Below are 17,862 nucleotides of genomic sequence, written 5' to 3'. Positions count from 1 at the left end.
GAGGTTTTTTTATTCCATCGTCGCACCGCCGTTGATGCGGAACACAATGTTCACAATTAAACCCTGTCCTGGCTTGCCGCTTTCGTAGCGCCACTTTTTCATGGCCTGCTTCACTTCTCTCTCAAACATATTGGCAGGCTTCGCAGAAAGAATGGTTACGTTGCTGACGCTGCCGTCGGCGGCGACATCAAACTTCACGCGGACGTTACCTTCCATACGCAATGCAAACGCACGCGACGGATACTGCGGCTGGTTGCGGCTCAGCGCGCGTGGGCCGGTAGCAACTGGCGCTACGTTCGCAGCGGGTGCTGGTTTTGCCGTCGGTGCCGGGCGCACTGGCGCAGTATTCTGAACTGGCGCGGCCGGGCGCGGTTCAACAGGTTTTGCTTCGCGCTTCGGCTGTTCAACCTTTTTCACCGGTTTCGGTTTTGGCTTAGGTTTTGGCTTGGGCTCAGGTTTGTGGATAACGACCGGCGCCTCTTTTGGCGGCTCGGGGATCGGTTCCGGCTCAGGTTCAACAACAGGCTCCGGCGGGGGCTGCACAACTTCTGGTTTCGGTGGTTCAAGGTCGACAGGCGCAACCATGGTGACGCTGATAGGCTGTGCGGGCGCAGGCATCTCAATAACCTGATGTACCGAGGTATAAAGTAACCCCGCAACTACAGCACCATGCAACACGACAGAAAGTGCGGTCGGCCACGGGAAGCGGCGAGGTAAATCAAGGGTCATTGACGTCATAATGGCTTCGATAACTTAAACAGGCGGTAATTTTAAATGCAAATAGCAATCATATTCAATAACGCATTGCCTGCAACGCCACTTTTTCTCCGCATCGGCCGCTTTTTCCGGCATCTGCGTCAGGGATTTAACATCTTGTTTATGTTTCAATTGCAGTCTGAGCGCCATTCACTTACGGTATTTTACATCCCCATTTAAAAAGGAGTCCTGCCTGTGCTGTATGTCCTGTACGCGGAAGATAACGCCGATTCGCTTGAAAAACGTCTGGCTGTGCGCCCTGCCCACCTGGCGCGTTTGCAATTACTACGTGATGAAGGCCGCTTGTTAACCGCAGGTCCCATGCCTGCGGTAGACAGCAACGATCCGGGCGCCGCTGGTTTTACCGGTTCAACGGTGATTGCAGAATTTAATTCGCTCGAAGAGGCCCAGGCCTGGGCAGAGGCAGACCCTTACATTGCTGCGGGCGTTTATAAGCAGGTCGCGGTCAAACCCTATAAGAAGGTTTTCTAAAGCGGGAATACGGGGTCAGAAATATTTTGGGCACCGGCTGGCGGTGCCCTTTTCTTTTACGCCCAACGATCGTGGATGGCAAACAGCAAAGAGTTACGCTGCTTATTGACCTGGCACTTTCTGATGACGTGAATGCGCATATTACGGCGCGACTGACCTTCCAGCCAACGCGCTTTACGCCGTTGCGCCTGACGCTGCATTCGCCAGCGTCCGACCTCAGTTCTACTACGCCTCATTTTTACGACTCACTTTAAAACAGACGGGTCATTATAGATCCTTCTTGCCAGCAGACCAGCCGTTTTACGACTAGTTTTAGTGTTAACAAGTTACGGTTATGCGTAAACTCGAAACCATACGATTTCAAAAGGATTTTTAAGGCATGACAACCTTCTACACGGTGGTTAGTTGGCTGGTCATTTTAGGCTACTGGTTCCTGATAGCCGGGGTTACGCTTCGTATTTTAATGAAACGCCGGGCGGTTCCCTCCGCTATGGCCTGGCTGTTAATCATCTATATTCTGCCGCTGGTAGGAATTATTGCTTATCTTTCCTTCGGCGAGCTTCATTTAGGCAAGCGCCGTGCGGAACGCGCCCGGGCGATGTGGCCTTCCACGGCCAAATGGCTAACCGACCTTAAAAGCTGCAAGCATATCTTTGCCGAAGAAAACAGTGAGGTTGCGACTTCATTGTTTCAGCTTTGCGAACGTCGCCAGGGCATTGGCGGCGTCAAAGGCAATCAGTTGCAGTTGCTGACCACGTCTGATGAGACCATGCAGGCGTTGATTCGCGACATCCAGCTTGCGCGTCACAATATTGAGATGGTGTTTTATATCTGGCAGCCGGGCGGCATGGCCGACCAGGTGGCGGAATCGCTGATGGCGGCGGCACGTCGCGGCATTCACTGCCGACTGATGCTCGATTCAGCAGGCAGCGTGGCGTTTTTCCGCAGCCCGTGGGCAAACATGATGCGCAATGCAGGCGTTGAAGTTGTCGAGGCGCTGAAGGTCAATCTGATGCGTGTATTCCTGCGCCGTATGGATTTACGTCAGCACCGTAAGATGGTGATGATCGACAACTATATCGCTTATACCGGCAGCATGAATCTGGTTGACCCGCGCTTCTTTAAGCAGGAGGCAGGCGTTGGTCAATGGATTGATTTAATGGCGCGCATGGAAGGCCCGGTTGCTACAGCTATGGGCATCGTTTATTCGTGCGACTGGGAAATAGAAACCGGCAAACGCATTTTGCCCCCGCCGCCTGATGCCAACATCATGCCGTTTGAAGAAGCCAGCGGTCACACCATTCATACTATCGCTTCCGGGCCCGGCTTCCCGGAGGATCTGATTCACCAGGCGCTGCTCACTTCTGTTTATGCGGCGCGTGAATATTTAATTATGACCACCCCTTATTTCGTGCCAAGCGACGATCTGCTGCATGCGATCTGTACCGCAGCGCAGCGCGGTGTTGATGTGAGCATTATCATTCCGCGGAATAATGATTCGCTGTTGGTCGGCTGGGCAAGCCGCGCCTTCTTTACCGAACTGCTGGCGGCCGGGGTAAAAATTTATCAGTTTGAAGGCGGCTTACTGCATACCAAGAGCGTGCTGGTCGACGGACAGCTAAGCCTGATAGGCACCGTCAATCTCGATATGCGCAGCCTGTGGCTTAACTTCGAGATTACTTTAGTGATTGACGATTCCGGCTTCGCAAGCGATCTGGCGGCGGTGCAGGACGATTATATCTCCCGTTCAAGGCTCGTGGAGGCCCGTCTTTGGGCGAAACGTCCAATGTGGCAGCGCGTGGTTGAGCGTCTGTTTTACTTCTTTAGCCCGTTGCTGTAAAACGTGGCGCATCAGCACTCGATAAGTGGATGTAAAAATGGAAATGGATCTGAATAACCGCCTGACAGAAGACGAAACGCTGGAACAGGCCTACGACATTTTTCTCGAACTGGCGGTAGATAATCTCGATCCGGCAGATGTCATTCTGTTTAACCTGCAGTTCGAGGAGCGCGGCGGTGCTGAACTCTTCGATCCGGCAGAAGACTGGCAGGAACACGTAGATTTCGACCTGAACCCGGACTTCTTCGCCGAAGTGGTTATTGGCCTTGCTGATACCGACGGCGGAGAGCTTAACGATATCTTCGCCCGCGTTCTGCTGTGTCGCGAAAAAGACCATAAACTCTGCCATATTCTCTGGCGCGAGTAGTAAAAGACCACCTCCTCAGGAGGGGGTCTTTTACTTATAGGCCCCTGAGATTAAAGCGGGTCGACCTTCAGACAGGAAACCGCGTGGCGGAAACTTCCTTCCAGTACCGGGCGGGTTTTTGCACATTCAGGCCCGGCAATCGGGCAACGCGTGCGGAACACACAGCCCGACGGCGGATTGATAGGCGACGGTAATTCCCCTTCCAGAAGCTGGATGACTTTATTTTTTTCCAGGTCGGGATCGGGGATCGGCACCGCCGACATCAGCGCTTTGGTGTAAGGATGCAGCGGGTTGTGGTAAACCTCATCGTAAGTGCCAAGCTCCACGGCATGACCGAGATACATCACCAGCACGCGATCGGAGATGTGTTTCACCACCGCCAGATCGTGGGCAATAAAGATCAGCGACAATCCCATTTCACGCTGCAGTTTTTGCAGCAGATTCACCACCTGAGCCTGGATAGAAACGTCCAGCGCCGAAACCGGTTCATCACAGATTATCAGCTTTGGTTCAAGGATTAACGCACGAGCAATCCCGATACGCTGACACTGGCCGCCGGAAAACTCGTGCGGATAACGGTTGATGAGGTTAGGCAACAGACCCACTTTCATCATCATCGCTTTCACGCGGTCCCGGACTTCCTGGCGCGGCATTTTCGGATGATAGGTGCGCAGCGGTTCGGCGATAATATCGCCGATGTTCATGCGCGGATTCAGCGAAGCCAGCGGGTCCTGGAAAATCATCTGGATGTCGCTGCGCACGTCGCGCCACTCTTCCTGGTTCATGCCCAGCAGATCTTTGCCAAGCCAGGCCACGCGGCCGTCCGTGGCTTTAACCAAACCGATAATGGCGCGAGCAAAGGTGGATTTACCGCAGCCGGATTCGCCCACCACGCCCAGGGTTTCCCCTTCGTACAGCCGCAGGGTGACGCCGTCTACCGCTTTAAGGGTTTTTGACGGCTGCCAGAACCATTGTTTGCCGTCTTTGATGTCGAAATGGACTTTGAGATCGGCAATTTCGAGCAGGACTTTTTTCTCTTCCGTCACGGCGTTCATACCAGTTCCTCCACCGGCTTAAAGCAGGCGCGCAGGCGACCTTCACCAAAGTGCTCCAGCGGCGGAGCTGTGTTGCAGATTTCCATTGCGTGCGGACAACGCGGCTGGAATGGACAGCCTTTCGGCAGGCGCAGCAGGTTCGGCGGGTTGCCCGGAATGGTCATCAGCGCCTCACCTTCCGCATCCAGTCGCGGTACCGCATTCAGCAGGCCGATGGAATAAGGATGAACGGGGTTATAGAACACGTCGCGGGCTTTGCCGTATTCCATGGTTCGCCCGGCGTACATTACCAGCACTTTATCGCAGATGCCGGCAACCACGCCCAGGTCGTGGGTGATCATAATGATTGCGGTATTGAACTCGCGCTTTAGCTCGTTTAACAACGTCATGATCTGCGCCTGAACGGTGACGTCCAGCGCGGTTGTCGGCTCATCGGCAATTAGCAGTTTTGGCCGACACAGCAGCGCCATGGCAATCATTACGCGCTGACGCATACCGCCTGAAAACTCATGCGGGAACATGCGCATACGCTTACGCGCTTCCGGCATTTTTACCGCGTCGAGCATACGAACGGATTCTTCGAAAGCTTCAGCCTTGCCCAATTTTTTGTGCAGCATCAGGACTTCCATTAGCTGCTCGCCCACACGCATGTACGGGTTAAGGGACGTCATCGGGTCCTGGAATATCATTGATATCTGTTCCGCACGCAGGCGGTTCAACTGATTCTCCGGCAGGTTCAGGATCTCTTTGCCGTTAAATTTTGCCGAGCCGCCGATACGGCCGTTTGCCGCCAGCAGGCCCATCAACGCAAAAGCCGTCTGGGATTTACCCGAACCTGATTCGCCGACGATGCCGAGCGTTTCACCGGCGCGCAGGCTGAAGTTCAGATCGTTGACCGCAGTAACATCACCGTCGGGGGTGCCAAAGGTGACTCGCAGATCTTTTACGTCAAGTAGCGCAGAAGTCTGGCTCAGTGGAGTGACCACCGCAGGATTTTCAATTGTGCTCATCGCGGCACTCCTTAACGATCTTTCGGGTCGAGGGCATCACGCAGGCCATCGCCGATAAAGTTGAAACAGAACAAGGTGATAACCAGGAAGCCCGCCGGGAATAACAGCAGCCATGGAGAAACTTCCATGGAGTTTGCGCCATCGCTTAACAAAGCGCCCCAGCTACTTAGCGGCTCCTGGGTGCCCAGACCGAGGAAGCTCAGGAAAGATTCGAACAGGATCATGCTTGGCACCAGCAGAGAAGCATAAACCACCACCACGCCCAGCACGTTCGGCACGATATGGCGAACCACGATGTTAGCGGTAGAAACCCCGCCCACCTGCGCCGCTTCAATGAACTCTTTACGTTTCAGGCTTAGCGTCTGGCCACGTACGATACGCGCCATGTCCAGCCAGGACACCATCCCGATAGCCACGAAGATCAGCAAAATATTTTGCCCGAAGAAGGTCACCAGCAGGATAACGAAGAACATGAACGGGAAGGAGTTAAGGATTTCCAGCAGGCGCATCATCACGGAGTCGGTTTTACCGCCCAGATAACCCGCCATCGAGCCATATAACGTTCCGACGATAACCGCAACCAGCGCGGCCGCAACGCCCACCATCAGTGAAATGCGCCCACCGATTGCGACACGCACCAGCAGATCGCGCCCTGATGAGTCAGTGCCAAAATAGTGACCGGATTCCATATCCGGCGCCGCCGACATCATGCCCCAGTCGGTATCAAAGTAGGTAAACTGCGACAGCATCGGCGCAAAGGCCACAAAAAGCGCGATTAGCGCCAGCATAATCAGGCTGGCCACCGCCGCGCGGTTATGCATAAAACGGCGACGCGCATCCTGCCACAGGCTACGGCCTTCAACCTCAAGCTTCTCACTGAAGTTTTCCAGCGCCTCGCTGTTTTTCTTACTCAACATCATGGCGAACTCCAGCTCTAATAACGGATTTTCGGATCGATAACGGCATACAGCACGTCAACAATCGCGTTAAAAAGAATCGTCAGCGCGCCCACCAGAATGGTGAGGCTAAGAACCAGCGAGTAGTCGCGGTTCAGCGCCCCGTTTACGAACAACTGGCCGATACCCGGCAGGCCATAAATGGTTTCAATCACCATTGAGCCTGTAATAATCCCGACAAAAGCAGGGCCAAGATAAGACAGGACGGGTAACAACGCAGGCTTTAAGGCGTGACGCAAAATAATGCGGCGCATCGGCAAACCCTTAGCGCGCGCGGTACGAATAAAGTTGGAATGCAGCACTTCAATCATTGAGCCGCGGGTAATACGCGCGATGCTTGCAATATAGGCTAATGACAAAGCGACCATCGGCAGGATCATGTATTGCAATGCCCCGCCGTTCCAGCCTCCTCCGGGTAACCACCTGAGGGTAATTGAAAATATCAGCACCAGTAACGGGGCGACCACGAAACTGGGAATAACAACCCCGGTCATGGCGATACCCATTACTGCATAATCCCATTTGGTATTTTGATTCAGCGCGGCAATAACCCCTGCCAGTACGCCCAGCACGACGGCGAAAATAAACGCGGCTGCGCCTAATTTGGCCGATACCGGGAAGCTCGAGGCCACCAGATCGTTCACTGAATAATCTTTATATTTGAATGACGGTCCAAAATCTCCGTGCGCCAACTGCTTCAGATAGCTGAAATACTGGGTGGTGATCGGATCGTTTAAATGATATTTGGCTTCGATGTTCGCCATAACTTCTGGCGGAAGCGCACGCTCGCTGGTGAATGGACTGCCTGGAGCAAGACGCATCATGAAGAAGGAAATTGTTATAAGAATAAAGAGTGTCGGAATTGCTTCCAGACAACGACGTAGAATAAATTTCAACATTGCCCGTACCTTCTGGCCTGTGCCTTTAGAGTGCGATGAAATAAGACACGATGGGGCAAGGCTTTCTCAGCCCTGCCCCACGAATTGCCATTAATGTTTGATGATGTACATATCTTTAGTATAGATATTGTCCATCGGGTCTTTGCCGGTATAACCGCCAACCCAAGGTTTCACCAGACGGGCGTTCACATAGTAATAAACCGGAACGATTGCCGAATCTTTGCCCAACTGCTGTTCGGCTTTATCGTATGCCGCGCTGCGTTGCGCATCATCGGTCGCTTTCAGGGACTCAGCCATAATGGCGTCAAATGCCGGGCTCTTATAATGCGCGGTATTCATGGAGCTTGTTGAAAGCATGGTGTTCAGGAACGAAGTTGGTTCGTTGTAGTCCGCACACCAGCCTGCACGCGCCACATCGTAATTACCCTGATGACGGGTATCCAGGAAGGTTTTCCACTCCTGGTTCACCAGCTTCACGTTCACACCGAGGTTTTTCTGCCAGATGGACGCCGCAGCGATGGCCAGCTTCTTATGCAGATCGGAAGTGTTGTACAGCAGGTTGAAGGTCAGCGGCTTGTCTTTGGTGTAGCCCGCTTCAGCCAGCAGTTTTTTCGCTTCTTCGTTACGTTTTTCCTGAGTCCAGGAGAACCATTCAGGTTTAGTCAGTTTTGCGCCATCGGCGTATGGAGGCGTGTAGCCATAAGCTGGCAGGTCGCCCTGCGCCTTCACTTTATTGACGATGATGTCGCGATCCAGGCCCAGTTTCAGAGCGGTACGTACACGCGCATCTGTAAACGGTGCTTTCTGGTTGTTGATTTCGTAGTAATAAGTACACAGGTACGGATCGACATGCACTTCTGCCGGGATCTCTTTTTTCAGCTTCTGGAACAGTTCGATTGGCAGGTTGTTATAGGTCATGTCGATTTCACCGCTGCGGTAGCGGTTAACGTCGGTGACTTCTGAAGAAATTGGCAGATAGGTAATCTGGTCGATAACAGTTTTTGTGTTATCCCAATAGTTGGTGTTGCGTTCCATGACGATGCGTTCGTTAACTACCCAGTCTTTCAGCTTATAGGCGCCGTTAGAAACGAGGTTCGCAGGCTGGGTCCACTTCTCGCCAAACTTCTCGATGGCGGCTTTATTCACGGGAGACATCGCCGGGTTAACCAGCAGTTTGTAGAAGTAAGGCACAGGCTCGCTCAGGGTAACTTCCAGCGTGTGGTCGTCGATAGCTTTCACGCCCAGCTCGCCTGGTTTTTTCTTACCGTCGATGATTTCATCAACGTTGAGGATATGGCCGTATTGCGGATAGCTCGCATAAGGAGAGGCGGTATTAGGATCAACCAGGCGCTGCCAGCTATAAACGAAATCTTGTGCGGTAACCGGGTCACCGTTGGACCACTTCGCGTCTTTACGCAGATGGAAGGTCCAGACTTTAAAATCTTTATTATCCCAGGATTCTGCCACGCCAGGAATTGGGTGGCCGTCTTTAGGAGAGGTAATCAGCAGGCCTTCGAAGAGGTCGCGGCTGACGTTTGACTCAGGCACGCCTTCAATCTTGTTTGGATCAAGAGACTGCGGCTCTGCGCCGTTGTTACGGATCAGCGTTTGCTTTTCTGCCAGTTGAACACCCGTCGGGACGTCCGCCGCCCGGGCGACGTTACCCGCGATAAGCGCGGTTAAAATACTTGCTGCTACCAGACTTTTTTTTGTGATGATGGACATTGTGTTGATACTCCACTCATTATAATTACCGACCCGAGGGCCGGCCTCTTCCCCTTGGGGTTCCTGTACAGCGCGGAGCGTTAAGCGGCTGTCAAGGAGGACTGCTTTACTTCTTCTTGCTATCACCGACTTTATTTAAGGGACGCTCTTAGCGGCATCCTGTTCCGTCGATTCTTTCCAGCCAACCCTGTAACAAGGCTGGATCTGAGATGCTTTACGTTCCAGAGGAATATAATTTCACGCAGAAATTAAACTCCTCTGGAAATGAAACGTTTTTCAGCGAATTGTTTTGACCGGAAAGTATCAAAAGCACCCAGGCCCCGCCAATACAATTTGCAAATTTGTTAAGCATTTCTCTTTTATCAACTGAAGCGTGGATTTTTTGAGGGGCAAAAGCGGACAAGATTGTCTATTTTATTAATTTAAAATCAACAAGATAAGCAGAATAGCATCCTATAAAAAGCTGAAACGTTCTGCACCGACACCGCCACCAACAAAAAATTAACAATTGATTATTTTTTAGCACATTCCTCTACGAGAACGCTTGAATTACTAATATCATCTCAATAAAGCCGCAGCAAGTGTCATTGTGTAGTGTGACTTAAATAACAGCACGACTGTAACTTTTCTGTACAGCAGCACCGAACGCCAGCGATTAATTGCCGGTTTCCAAAGTAATTTCTTATGGATGATTTTCCTTTGGCGGGCACCATCAATTTCATTTAAAAACGATTCTGGTGTTTTTATAACAAAAAAAAGCAGAATTGATATTCTGCTTTTTCATATGAAAGTTTCAGAAGAACTAACTTAATAGCCCGGGGAAAATGGCTTTCATGCCGGTGACGATAAATTCTATTCCCAGCGCCATCAGCAATAGCCCCATTATACGAGTAATAACGTTAATGCCGGTTTGGCCCAGCAAGCGAACAAGCCAGGGAGCAATGCGAAACACCATCCAGCAACTCAGGGCAAAAAGCGCAATCGCGATGGAGAAGCCAATCAGGTGTCCCCAGCTATGATATTTCGTTCCCCAGACAATGGTGGAACTGATAGCGCCCGGCCCCGCCATCAACGGTAATGCAAGAGGCACAACGCCTACGCTTTCGCGGATCGCGCTTTCTGATTTCTCTTGCTTGTTTTGCTTATCTTCGCCCAGCTTACCGCTGATCATCGACATCGCAATGGTCACAACAAGGATGCCGCCGGCGATGCGGAAGGAATCAATAGAAATGCCGAATACTTGCAGAATGCCGTCCCCAAGGAATAAGGACGTCCATAAAATGATGGCAACAGAGAGATTTGCGGTGAGGTTGGTTTTATTCCTCGCCACCGCGGTTTGGTAGCTTGTCATGCTGATAAAAACGGGGATGATGCCCACCGGGTTTACCAGGGCAAACAGACCAATAAAAAACTTAAAATAGGTAGGCAAATCAAACAAGGATTGAGCCACGCGAAACTCCGCAAGTGAACATAGCAAACGCTGGCGTAATGTAATGGAAAAGCATCGCTGGCGCTACGGCATTTCGCAGCATAGAAAGCTACTAATGCGCATTATCGCAAGATTAAACGATCTTGTTACCCGGATGTTGGAAATATGGTAGTTTGTTTTGTCTTCGCTGTGACTAAAATTTTAACGACATTTCAAACACATAAATAAAGGGTGCTGAAAGGAGTCAGCCTTAAAATAATGTGATCTGAATCACAAAAACCCTACTCAGAAGTGAGTACTCTTGGCTACACCTGAAGAGCAAGTTATTCATCATATGAATTGATTTGCCAGGTAAGGCTCTTTTAGTAAATCAGCGAGACGCAACTAGAAGTTTTTGCATAGTCATGTCCCGTCTTTTACGCAAGCCGTTGCCCGCTGACTATACTGTCGAATCGAGCAGCTGATTTACTAAAAGAGTTTAACATTATCAGGAGAGCATTATGGCTGTAACTAATGTCGCTGAACTTAACGCACTCGTAGAGCGTGTCAAGAAAGCCCAGCGTGAATATGCCAACTTTACTCAAGAGCAAGTTGATAAAATCTTCCGCGCCGCCGCCCTGGCTGCCGCTGATGCTCGAATCCCTCTCGCTAAATTAGCCGTTGCCGAATCTGGCATGGGTATCGTTGAAGATAAAGTGATCAAAAACCACTTTGCTTCCGAATATATCTATAACGCCTATAAAGATGAGAAGACTTGTGGTGTTCTGTCTGAAGACCAGACGTTCGGGACTATCACTATCGCTGAACCTATCGGCATCATCTGCGGTATCGTACCAACGACCAACCCAACTTCAACGGCTATCTTTAAGTCTCTGATCAGCCTGAAAACGCGTAACGCGATCATCTTCTCTCCGCACCCACGTGCTAAAGACGCGACGAATAAAGCCGCAGACATCGTTCTGCAAGCCGCTATCGCCGCTGGTGCGCCTAAAGATCTGATCGGTTGGATTGACCAGCCGTCTGTCGAACTGTCTAACGCGCTGATGCACCACCCGGACATCAATATGATTCTGGCAACCGGTGGCCCAGGCATGGTTAAAGCTGCATACAGCTCCGGTAAACCAGCAATCGGCGTAGGCGCAGGTAACACCCCTGTTGTGGTTGACGAAACCGCTGACATCAAACGTGTCGTTGCTTCTATTCTGATGTCCAAAACCTTCGATAACGGCGTAATCTGTGCTTCTGAGCAATCCGTTATCGTTGTGGATTCAGCTTACGACGCGGTCCGTGAACGCTTCGCTACCCACGGCGGCTACATGCTGCAGGGTCAGGAGCTGAAAGCTGTTCAGAATATCATTCTGAAAAACGGCGCGCTGAACGCGGCTATCGTTGGTCAGCCAGCGACCAAAATCGCTGAACTGGCAGGCTTCACCGTACCAGCAGACACCAAAATTCTGATTGGCGAAGTAAGCGTTGTTGACGAATCTGAGCCTTTCGCGCACGAAAAACTGTCTCCAACTCTGGCTATGTATCGCGCCAAGAGCTTCGAAGATGCGGTTGTTAAAGCTGAAAAACTCGTTGAGATGGGCGGCATCGGCCATACCTCTTGCCTGTATACCGACCAGGACAACCAGCCAGAGCGCGTTAAGCACTTCGGCGACAAAATGAAGACGGCTCGTATCCTGATTAACACCCCGGCTTCTCAGGGCGGTATCGGCGACCTGTACAACTTCAAACTCGCACCTTCCCTGACTTTGGGTTGTGGTTCATGGGGTGGTAACTCCATCTCTGAGAACGTTGGTCCTAAGCACCTGATCAACAAGAAAACCGTTGCTAAGCGAGCTGAGAACATGTTGTGGCATAAACTTCCGAAATCTATCTACTTCCGCCGTGGCTCTCTGCCAATCGCGCTGGACGAAGTGATTACTGATGGTCACAAACGTGCGATGATCGTTACCGACCGTTTCCTGTTCAACAATGGCTATGCAGACCAGATCACTTCTGTTCTGAAAGCGGCCGGCGTTGAAACTGAAGTCTTCTTTGAAGTAGAAGCCGACCCAACTCTGTCCGTAGTACGTAAAGGCGCAGAGCTTGCAAACTCCTTCAAACCAGACGTGATTATCGCGCTGGGCGGCGGTTCCCCAATGGATGCTGCGAAAATCATGTGGGTCATGTACGAACACCCGGAAACTCACTTCGAAGAGCTGGCGCTGCGCTTTATGGATATCCGTAAGCGTATCTACAAGTTCCCGAAAATGGGCGTGAAAGCGAAAATGATCGCGGTCACCACTACTTCCGGTACCGGTTCAGAAGTCACGCCGTTTGCGGTTGTAACTGATGACGCAACAGGTCAGAAATACCCGCTGGCTGACTATGCATTGACTCCAGATATGGCGATTGTTGATGCCAACCTGGTAATGGATATGCCTAAGTCCCTGTGTGCTTTCGGTGGTCTGGATGCCGTAACCCACGCGCTGGAAGCTTACGTTTCCGTACTGGCTAGCGAATTCTCTGACGGCCAGGCTCTGCAGGCGCTGAAACTGCTGAAAGAAAACCTGCCGGCGTCTTACAACGAAGGCTCTAAAAACCCGGTTGCTCGTGAGCGTGTTCACAACGCAGCGACCATCGCGGGCATCGCGTTTGCGAACGCCTTCCTGGGCGTGTGTCACTCAATGGCTCACAAACTGGGTTCTCAGTTCCACATTCCTCACGGTCTGGCGAACGCCCTGTTGATTTCCAACGTTATCCGCTACAACGCAAATGACAACCCAACCAAGCAGACTGCATTCAGCCAGTATGACCGCCCACAGGCGCGTCGTCGTTACGCTGAAATCGCAGACCATCTGGGTCTGAGCGCACCGGGCGACCGTACTGCGGCTAAGATCGAGAAACTGCTGGCATGGCTGGATAGCATCAAGGCTGAACTGGGTATTCCTAAGTCCATCCGCGAAGCAGGCGTTCAGGAAGCTGATTTCCTGGCACACGTTGATAAGCTGTCCGAAGATGCGTTCGATGACCAGTGTACCGGTGCAAACCCGCGTTATCCGCTGATCTCTGAACTGAAACAGATTCTGATGGATACCTACTACGGTCGTGAATACGTAGAAGGCGGCGAAGTTGCCAAAGAAGCGGCTCCTGCTGCTAAAGCTGACAAAAAAGCGAAGAAAACCGCTTAATTGTTAAGCCCTGATAAAAAAACCCGCCTCGGCGGGTTTTTTTATGTGCTGAGAAATATTTATTCAAACGGCCTGTGCTGGCTTATGGGTATGTATTGAACTCTATACTTACTTCTACCGTATTAACCGCCCTGAATCGCCTGTAGCGAGCCTTTTTGCAACGCATCTTTGTAATGTTTGCGACAGACCGAAACATAACGCTCATTGCCGCCTATCACCACCTGCTCGCCCTGATTATAAGGACGCCCTTCACTGTCCAGACGTAAAACCATACTGGCTTTACGGCCACAGAAACAGATGGTTTTAAGCTCGACGAGTTTATCTGACCATGCCAGCAAATATTGACTACCACCAAATAACTCACCGCGGAAATCAGTTCTCAGGCCATAACACAATACGGGAATATCTAACTCGTCCACCACGTCTGATAAAGCACGAACCTGTTCACGCGTCAGGAACTGGCTTTCATCAACCAGAACACAGTGAACCGGCTCGCGTTCATGCTCATTACGTATTTCATTAAACAGCGACGTAGAGGGGTTATACAGCTTCGCAGGCGACGACAAGCCAATACGAGAACTCACCTTCCCCGAGCCGTATCGATTATCAATTTCTGCGGTATACACCAGCGTGCGCATACCTCTTTCCTGATAATTGTAAGAAGACTGAAGTAACGCCGTAGATTTTCCGGCATTCATCGCCGAGTAGTAGAAATAGAGTTGCGCCATTCGCAGATAACCTAAGTAAAAGTGTAAATATTGTTAACGAATGGGATTATACCATAAGCCGTGGGCTTAGCCTGTGCCGTAACGCGCTCTGCGACATTAGCTTTGCGGGCTGTGATATATAAGCCATTTCTAATAGTTACCCGATCATATAAGCTGGTCGGGATTACCATAAATCGCCTGTAACACCCAGAGTTTTCAGCCTTTTTAATGCAGACGCCTAAATTAATACATCGATAATTAATATTAACCAGTTAAGAATATTCGTCCTTTTGCGCAATAATACCAAAGATGGATATTTAGCCATTGATGCTGCATAACCGCTGTTTTCTAAGTTCAACAACTCCCTGTTACTCCCAGGGTTGTTGTCGAAAAAGTGAGTTAACTGTGTTTTTTTGTGAGTGGCTTCAACCCAAATTTAAGTTAGCGAACTTTAATAAAAGCGGTAAATAAGCTGAAATTTTGGATTCCTTACATTCCACCCTATTGCAGAAGTTAATTTAAGGCTCTATTATTACCCCAACAAGCCACCCTAATATAAGTTTGAGATTACTAAAATGAGCGAAGCACTTAAAATTCTGAACAACATCCGTACTCTTCGTGCACAGGCAAGAGAATGCACCCTCGAAACCCTGGAAGAAATGCTGGAAAAATTAGAAGTTGTAGTTAACGAACGCCGTGAAGAAGAAAATGCACAAGCTGCAGAAATTGAAGAGCGCACCCGTAAACTGCAACAATACCGTGAAATGCTGATTGCAGACGGTATTGATCCTAATGAATTGCTAAACAGCATGGCTGCTGTTAAATCCGCAGGTAAAGCTAAGCGTGCTGCACGCCCGGCTAAATATCAGTACATTGATGAGAACGGCGAAACCAAGACCTGGACTGGTCAGGGTCGTACGCCTGCTGTAATCAAAAAAGCAATGGAAGATCAGGGCAAAAAACTGGAAGATTTCCTGATTGCCTAAGTCTTACGCTTTAAGTGTGCTGCTTATTAAAAATCCCGCTTCGGCGGGATTTTTTATGTCCAAATAAAAAGGAAGCCATCGCTTCCTTTTTTTCTTATTAACTTACCTTATAAAAGGTCTTATACCATTCAACAAAGCGTGCCACGCCATCCACGACCGTGGTTTGAGGCCGGAAGCCTATCGCGTCATATAACGCGCTCGTATCGGCACTCGTTTCCAGGACATCGCCTGGTTGCATCGGCATCATATTTTTGCGGGCGGCCTTACCCAGCGCAGACTCAAGCGCGGTGATATAATCCATCAGCGTTACCGGATTACTATTACCGATGTTATATACGCGATAAGGCGCAGAACTGGCCGCAGGCGATCCTTGTTCTACCGTCCATGAAGCATCAGCTTGTGGAATGATATCCTGCAAACGCACAATCGCTTCGGCAATATCATCAATATAAGTAAAATCACGGCGCATTTGTCCGTGGTTGTACACATCAATACTATTACCCTCAACAATTGCGCGGGTGAATTTAAATAACGCCATATCCGGCCGACCCCACGGGCCATAAACGGTGAAAAAACGCAGCCCCGTTGTCGGTATGCCATATAAATGGGAGTAGGTGTGCGACATCAATTCGTTGGCTTTTTTAGTCGCCGCATATAAAGAAACCGGATGATCGACGGAATCATCGGTTGAGAATGGCAGTTTTCGATTTAAGCCATACACAGAACTTGATGACGCATACAGCAAATGCTGCACTTTATTATGACGACAGCCTTCCAGCACATTCAAATGGCCGACAAGGTTAGAATCGGCATATGCATGCGGATTATCGATTGAATAACGTACGCCAGCCTGAGCGGCCAGGTGAATTACGCGATTAAACTGATGCGTCGCGAATAACTGCTCCATCGCGCTGCGATCGGCGAGATCAATTTTTTCGAAGTGGAATTGAGGATTTGGTTTAAGTAAATCAAGGCGGGCGAGCTTGAGGTTGACATCATAATAGTCATTCAGGTTATCGATACCGATAACCTGGTGACCGGCAGCAAGCAGACGCTCGCTAACATGGAATCCTATAAAGCCTGCTGCGCCGGTAACCAGAAATTTCATACAACCCTCATTTATTACGCAATATTAATGGATGCTCCGCGGCCAATTGCATAATAAACAAAGCCGCGTTTGCTGAGTCTTTCAGGATCATACAGGTTACGGCCGTCAAAGATAACAGGTTGCTTCAGGGATTTTTTGATAACGTCAAAATCTGGCACGCGGAAGCTTTGCCATTCGGTACAAATGACCAGCGCATCAGCGCCCTGAAGTGCAGCTTCTTTGGTGCCCATCAGTTTCAGGTCTGTACGATGCCCGTAGATGCGCTGGGTTTCGTCCATAGCTTCTGGATCAAACGCCTGCACCTGCGCCCCGCGCTCCCATAGCGCTTCCATCAGAACACGACTGGAGGCCTCACGCATATCATCGGTATTAGGTTTGAAAGACAGCCCCCACAGCGCGAAGGTTTTACCTTTCAGGTCTTCACCAAAGTGACGCTGAATAAACTCAGGAAGCTTTAGCTTTTGCGCATGGTTAACCTGCTCAACCGCCTGCAACAGACGTGGCTGGTAACCAATTTGCTCGGCGGTACGAATCAATGCCTGCACGTCTTTCGGGAAGCAGGAACCGCCATAGCCGCAGCCAGGATAAATAAAGTGATAGCCAATGCGCGGATCGGAACCAATGCCCTGACGCACTTTTTCAACATCTGCGCCTAACAGCTCTGCCAGATTTGAAATCTCGTTCATAAAGCTGATTTTGGTCGCCAGCATGCAGTTAGCGGCGTATTTGGTCAGCTCGGCGCTTCGAATATCCATCAGGATCATACGGTCGTGATTGCGGTTAAACGGCTCGTAGAGTTCACGCAGCAAATCCACCACATCTTCGTTATCCGTACCAATGACGATACGTTCAGGACGCATACAGTCAGAAACTGCTGCCCCCTCTTTAAGAAACTCAGGGTTTGAGACGACATCAAATGGGATCTCAACGCCACGCTCTTTGAGGGTTTGCGCCATCACGCTGCGGACTTTATCCGCCGTGCCCACGGGAACGGTTGATTTATCCAGCACCACTTTGTGAGAATTCATATGCTGTGCGATGGTGCGGGCAACCGCGGTCACGTATTTCAGATCCGCAGAGCCGTCTTCGTCTGGCGGAGTGCCTACGGCGATGAACTGCATTTCGCCATGGTGTACACCCATCTCAGCATCGGTGCTGAACAGCAGACGACCTTCTTCGTAATTTTTCTTAACCAGCGGCGTCAGGCCTGGTTCAAAAATCGGGATCACGCCGTTTTTCAGATTTTCTACTTTTTTTGCATCGACATCGATACACATTACTTCGTGGCCGACTTCTGCAAGCACTGCTGCCTGTACAAGCCCAACGTAGCCGATACCAAATACGGTAACTTTCATC

The 17,862-nt window shown here is 50.5% G+C and carries 16 protein-coding genes; 5 read left to right on the top strand and 11 right to left on the bottom strand.

Features of this window, described 5'->3' with window-relative positions:
* Positions 1 to 9: 9 nt before the first annotated feature.
* Complete coding sequence (gene tonB, locus MUA00_RS17755) at positions 10 to 729, bottom strand: TonB system transport protein TonB (RefSeq protein ID WP_271125004.1); 720 nt, start codon at positions 727 to 729, stop codon at positions 10 to 12.
* Positions 730 to 951: 222 nt separating this feature from the next.
* Here tonB and MUA00_RS17750 point away from each other — a divergent pair, with 222 nt between their 5' ends.
* Complete coding sequence (locus MUA00_RS17750; protein WP_271124323.1) at positions 952 to 1,248, top strand: YciI family protein; 297 nt, start codon at positions 952 to 954, stop codon at positions 1,246 to 1,248.
* A gap of 56 nt (positions 1,249 to 1,304) precedes the next feature.
* Here MUA00_RS17750 and MUA00_RS17745 read toward each other — a convergent pair whose 3' ends face one another.
* Entirely contained in the window at positions 1,305 to 1,484 is a 180-nt protein-coding gene (locus tag MUA00_RS17745) for a YciY family protein (protein WP_121268837.1), read from the bottom strand.
* 143 nt (positions 1,485 to 1,627) lie between these two features.
* On the opposite strand from MUA00_RS17745, the gene cls reads away from it, so the two are divergent.
* Both cls and MUA00_RS17735 read left to right on the top strand, forming a co-directional pair.
* Complete coding sequence (cls, locus tag MUA00_RS17740; RefSeq protein ID WP_271124322.1) at positions 1,628 to 3,088, top strand: cardiolipin synthase; 1,461 nt, start codon at positions 1,628 to 1,630, stop codon at positions 3,086 to 3,088.
* 37 nt (positions 3,089 to 3,125) lie between these two features.
* Positions 3,126 to 3,455 (top strand): HI1450 family dsDNA-mimic protein, encoded by a 330-nt coding sequence (locus MUA00_RS17735; RefSeq protein ID WP_034494996.1) that lies wholly within the window; start codon positions 3,126 to 3,128, stop codon positions 3,453 to 3,455.
* Positions 3,456 to 3,505: 50 nt separating this feature from the next.
* On the opposite strand, the gene oppF is transcribed toward MUA00_RS17735, so the two are convergent.
* From oppF to MUA00_RS17705, 6 genes are all read right to left on the bottom strand, one after another.
* Positions 3,506 to 4,510 carry a murein tripeptide/oligopeptide ABC transporter ATP-binding protein OppF gene (oppF, locus tag MUA00_RS17730; RefSeq protein WP_271124321.1) on the bottom strand — a complete coding sequence of 335 codons (1,005 nt, stop codon included), beginning with the start codon at positions 4,508 to 4,510 and terminating at the stop codon, positions 3,506 to 3,508.
* Positions 4,507 to 5,520 (bottom strand): ABC transporter ATP-binding protein, encoded by a 1,014-nt coding sequence (gene oppD / locus MUA00_RS17725; RefSeq protein WP_271124320.1) that lies wholly within the window; start codon positions 5,518 to 5,520, stop codon positions 4,507 to 4,509. The genes oppF and oppD overlap by 4 nt, the downstream gene beginning before the upstream one ends.
* Positions 5,521 to 5,531: 11 nt before the next feature.
* The gene (gene oppC / locus MUA00_RS17720; RefSeq protein ID WP_271124319.1) at positions 5,532 to 6,440 is read right to left on the bottom strand and encodes an oligopeptide ABC transporter permease OppC; all 909 of its coding nucleotides are present in this window, start codon (positions 6,438 to 6,440) and stop codon (positions 5,532 to 5,534) included.
* 14 nt (positions 6,441 to 6,454) lie between these two features.
* Positions 6,455 to 7,375, bottom strand: a complete 921-nt coding sequence (oppB, locus tag MUA00_RS17715) for an oligopeptide ABC transporter permease OppB (RefSeq protein ID WP_271124318.1) — start codon at positions 7,373 to 7,375, stop codon at positions 6,455 to 6,457.
* A 90-nt stretch (positions 7,376 to 7,465) separates the two neighbouring features.
* Positions 7,466 to 9,100, bottom strand: coding sequence for an oligopeptide ABC transporter substrate-binding protein OppA (oppA, locus tag MUA00_RS17710; RefSeq protein WP_271124317.1), 1,635 nt, complete (start codon positions 9,098 to 9,100; stop codon positions 7,466 to 7,468).
* An 802-nt stretch (positions 9,101 to 9,902) separates the two neighbouring features.
* Complete coding sequence (locus tag MUA00_RS17705; protein ID WP_271124316.1) at positions 9,903 to 10,550, bottom strand: YchE family NAAT transporter; 648 nt, start codon at positions 10,548 to 10,550, stop codon at positions 9,903 to 9,905.
* A gap of 479 nt (positions 10,551 to 11,029) precedes the next feature.
* Between MUA00_RS17705 and adhE the strand changes: the two genes are divergently transcribed.
* Positions 11,030 to 13,705 (top strand): bifunctional acetaldehyde-CoA/alcohol dehydrogenase, encoded by a 2,676-nt coding sequence (adhE, locus tag MUA00_RS17700; protein WP_271124315.1) that lies wholly within the window; start codon positions 11,030 to 11,032, stop codon positions 13,703 to 13,705.
* Between the two features lie 122 nt (positions 13,706 to 13,827).
* Here adhE and tdk read toward each other — a convergent pair whose 3' ends face one another.
* The gene (tdk, locus tag MUA00_RS17695) at positions 13,828 to 14,433 is read right to left on the bottom strand and encodes a thymidine kinase (RefSeq protein WP_271124314.1); all 606 of its coding nucleotides are present in this window, start codon (positions 14,431 to 14,433) and stop codon (positions 13,828 to 13,830) included.
* A 554-nt stretch (positions 14,434 to 14,987) separates the two neighbouring features.
* Here tdk and hns point away from each other — a divergent pair.
* Positions 14,988 to 15,398: a histone-like nucleoid-structuring protein H-NS gene (gene hns, locus MUA00_RS17690; protein WP_121268858.1), complete on the top strand. Its 411-nt coding sequence runs from the start codon at positions 14,988 to 14,990 to the stop codon at positions 15,396 to 15,398.
* A 97-nt stretch (positions 15,399 to 15,495) separates the two neighbouring features.
* Here hns and MUA00_RS17685 read toward each other — a convergent pair whose 3' ends face one another.
* The gene (locus MUA00_RS17685) at positions 15,496 to 16,506 is read right to left on the bottom strand and encodes an NAD-dependent epimerase (protein WP_271124313.1); all 1,011 of its coding nucleotides are present in this window, start codon (positions 16,504 to 16,506) and stop codon (positions 15,496 to 15,498) included.
* A 14-nt stretch (positions 16,507 to 16,520) separates the two neighbouring features.
* The gene (locus tag MUA00_RS17680) at positions 16,521 to 17,861 is read right to left on the bottom strand and encodes a UDP-glucose dehydrogenase family protein (protein ID WP_271124312.1); all 1,341 of its coding nucleotides are present in this window, start codon (positions 17,859 to 17,861) and stop codon (positions 16,521 to 16,523) included.
* Position 17,862: the final 1 nt, after the last annotated feature.

This window comes from Dryocola boscaweniae (genome assembly GCF_025215095.1).
In the GTDB taxonomy this organism is placed as follows: domain Bacteria; phylum Pseudomonadota; class Gammaproteobacteria; order Enterobacterales; family Enterobacteriaceae; genus Dryocola; species Dryocola boscaweniae.
Note: the sequence above shows the minus strand (reverse complement) of the source record. Positions and strands in the feature narration are given on the sequence as shown.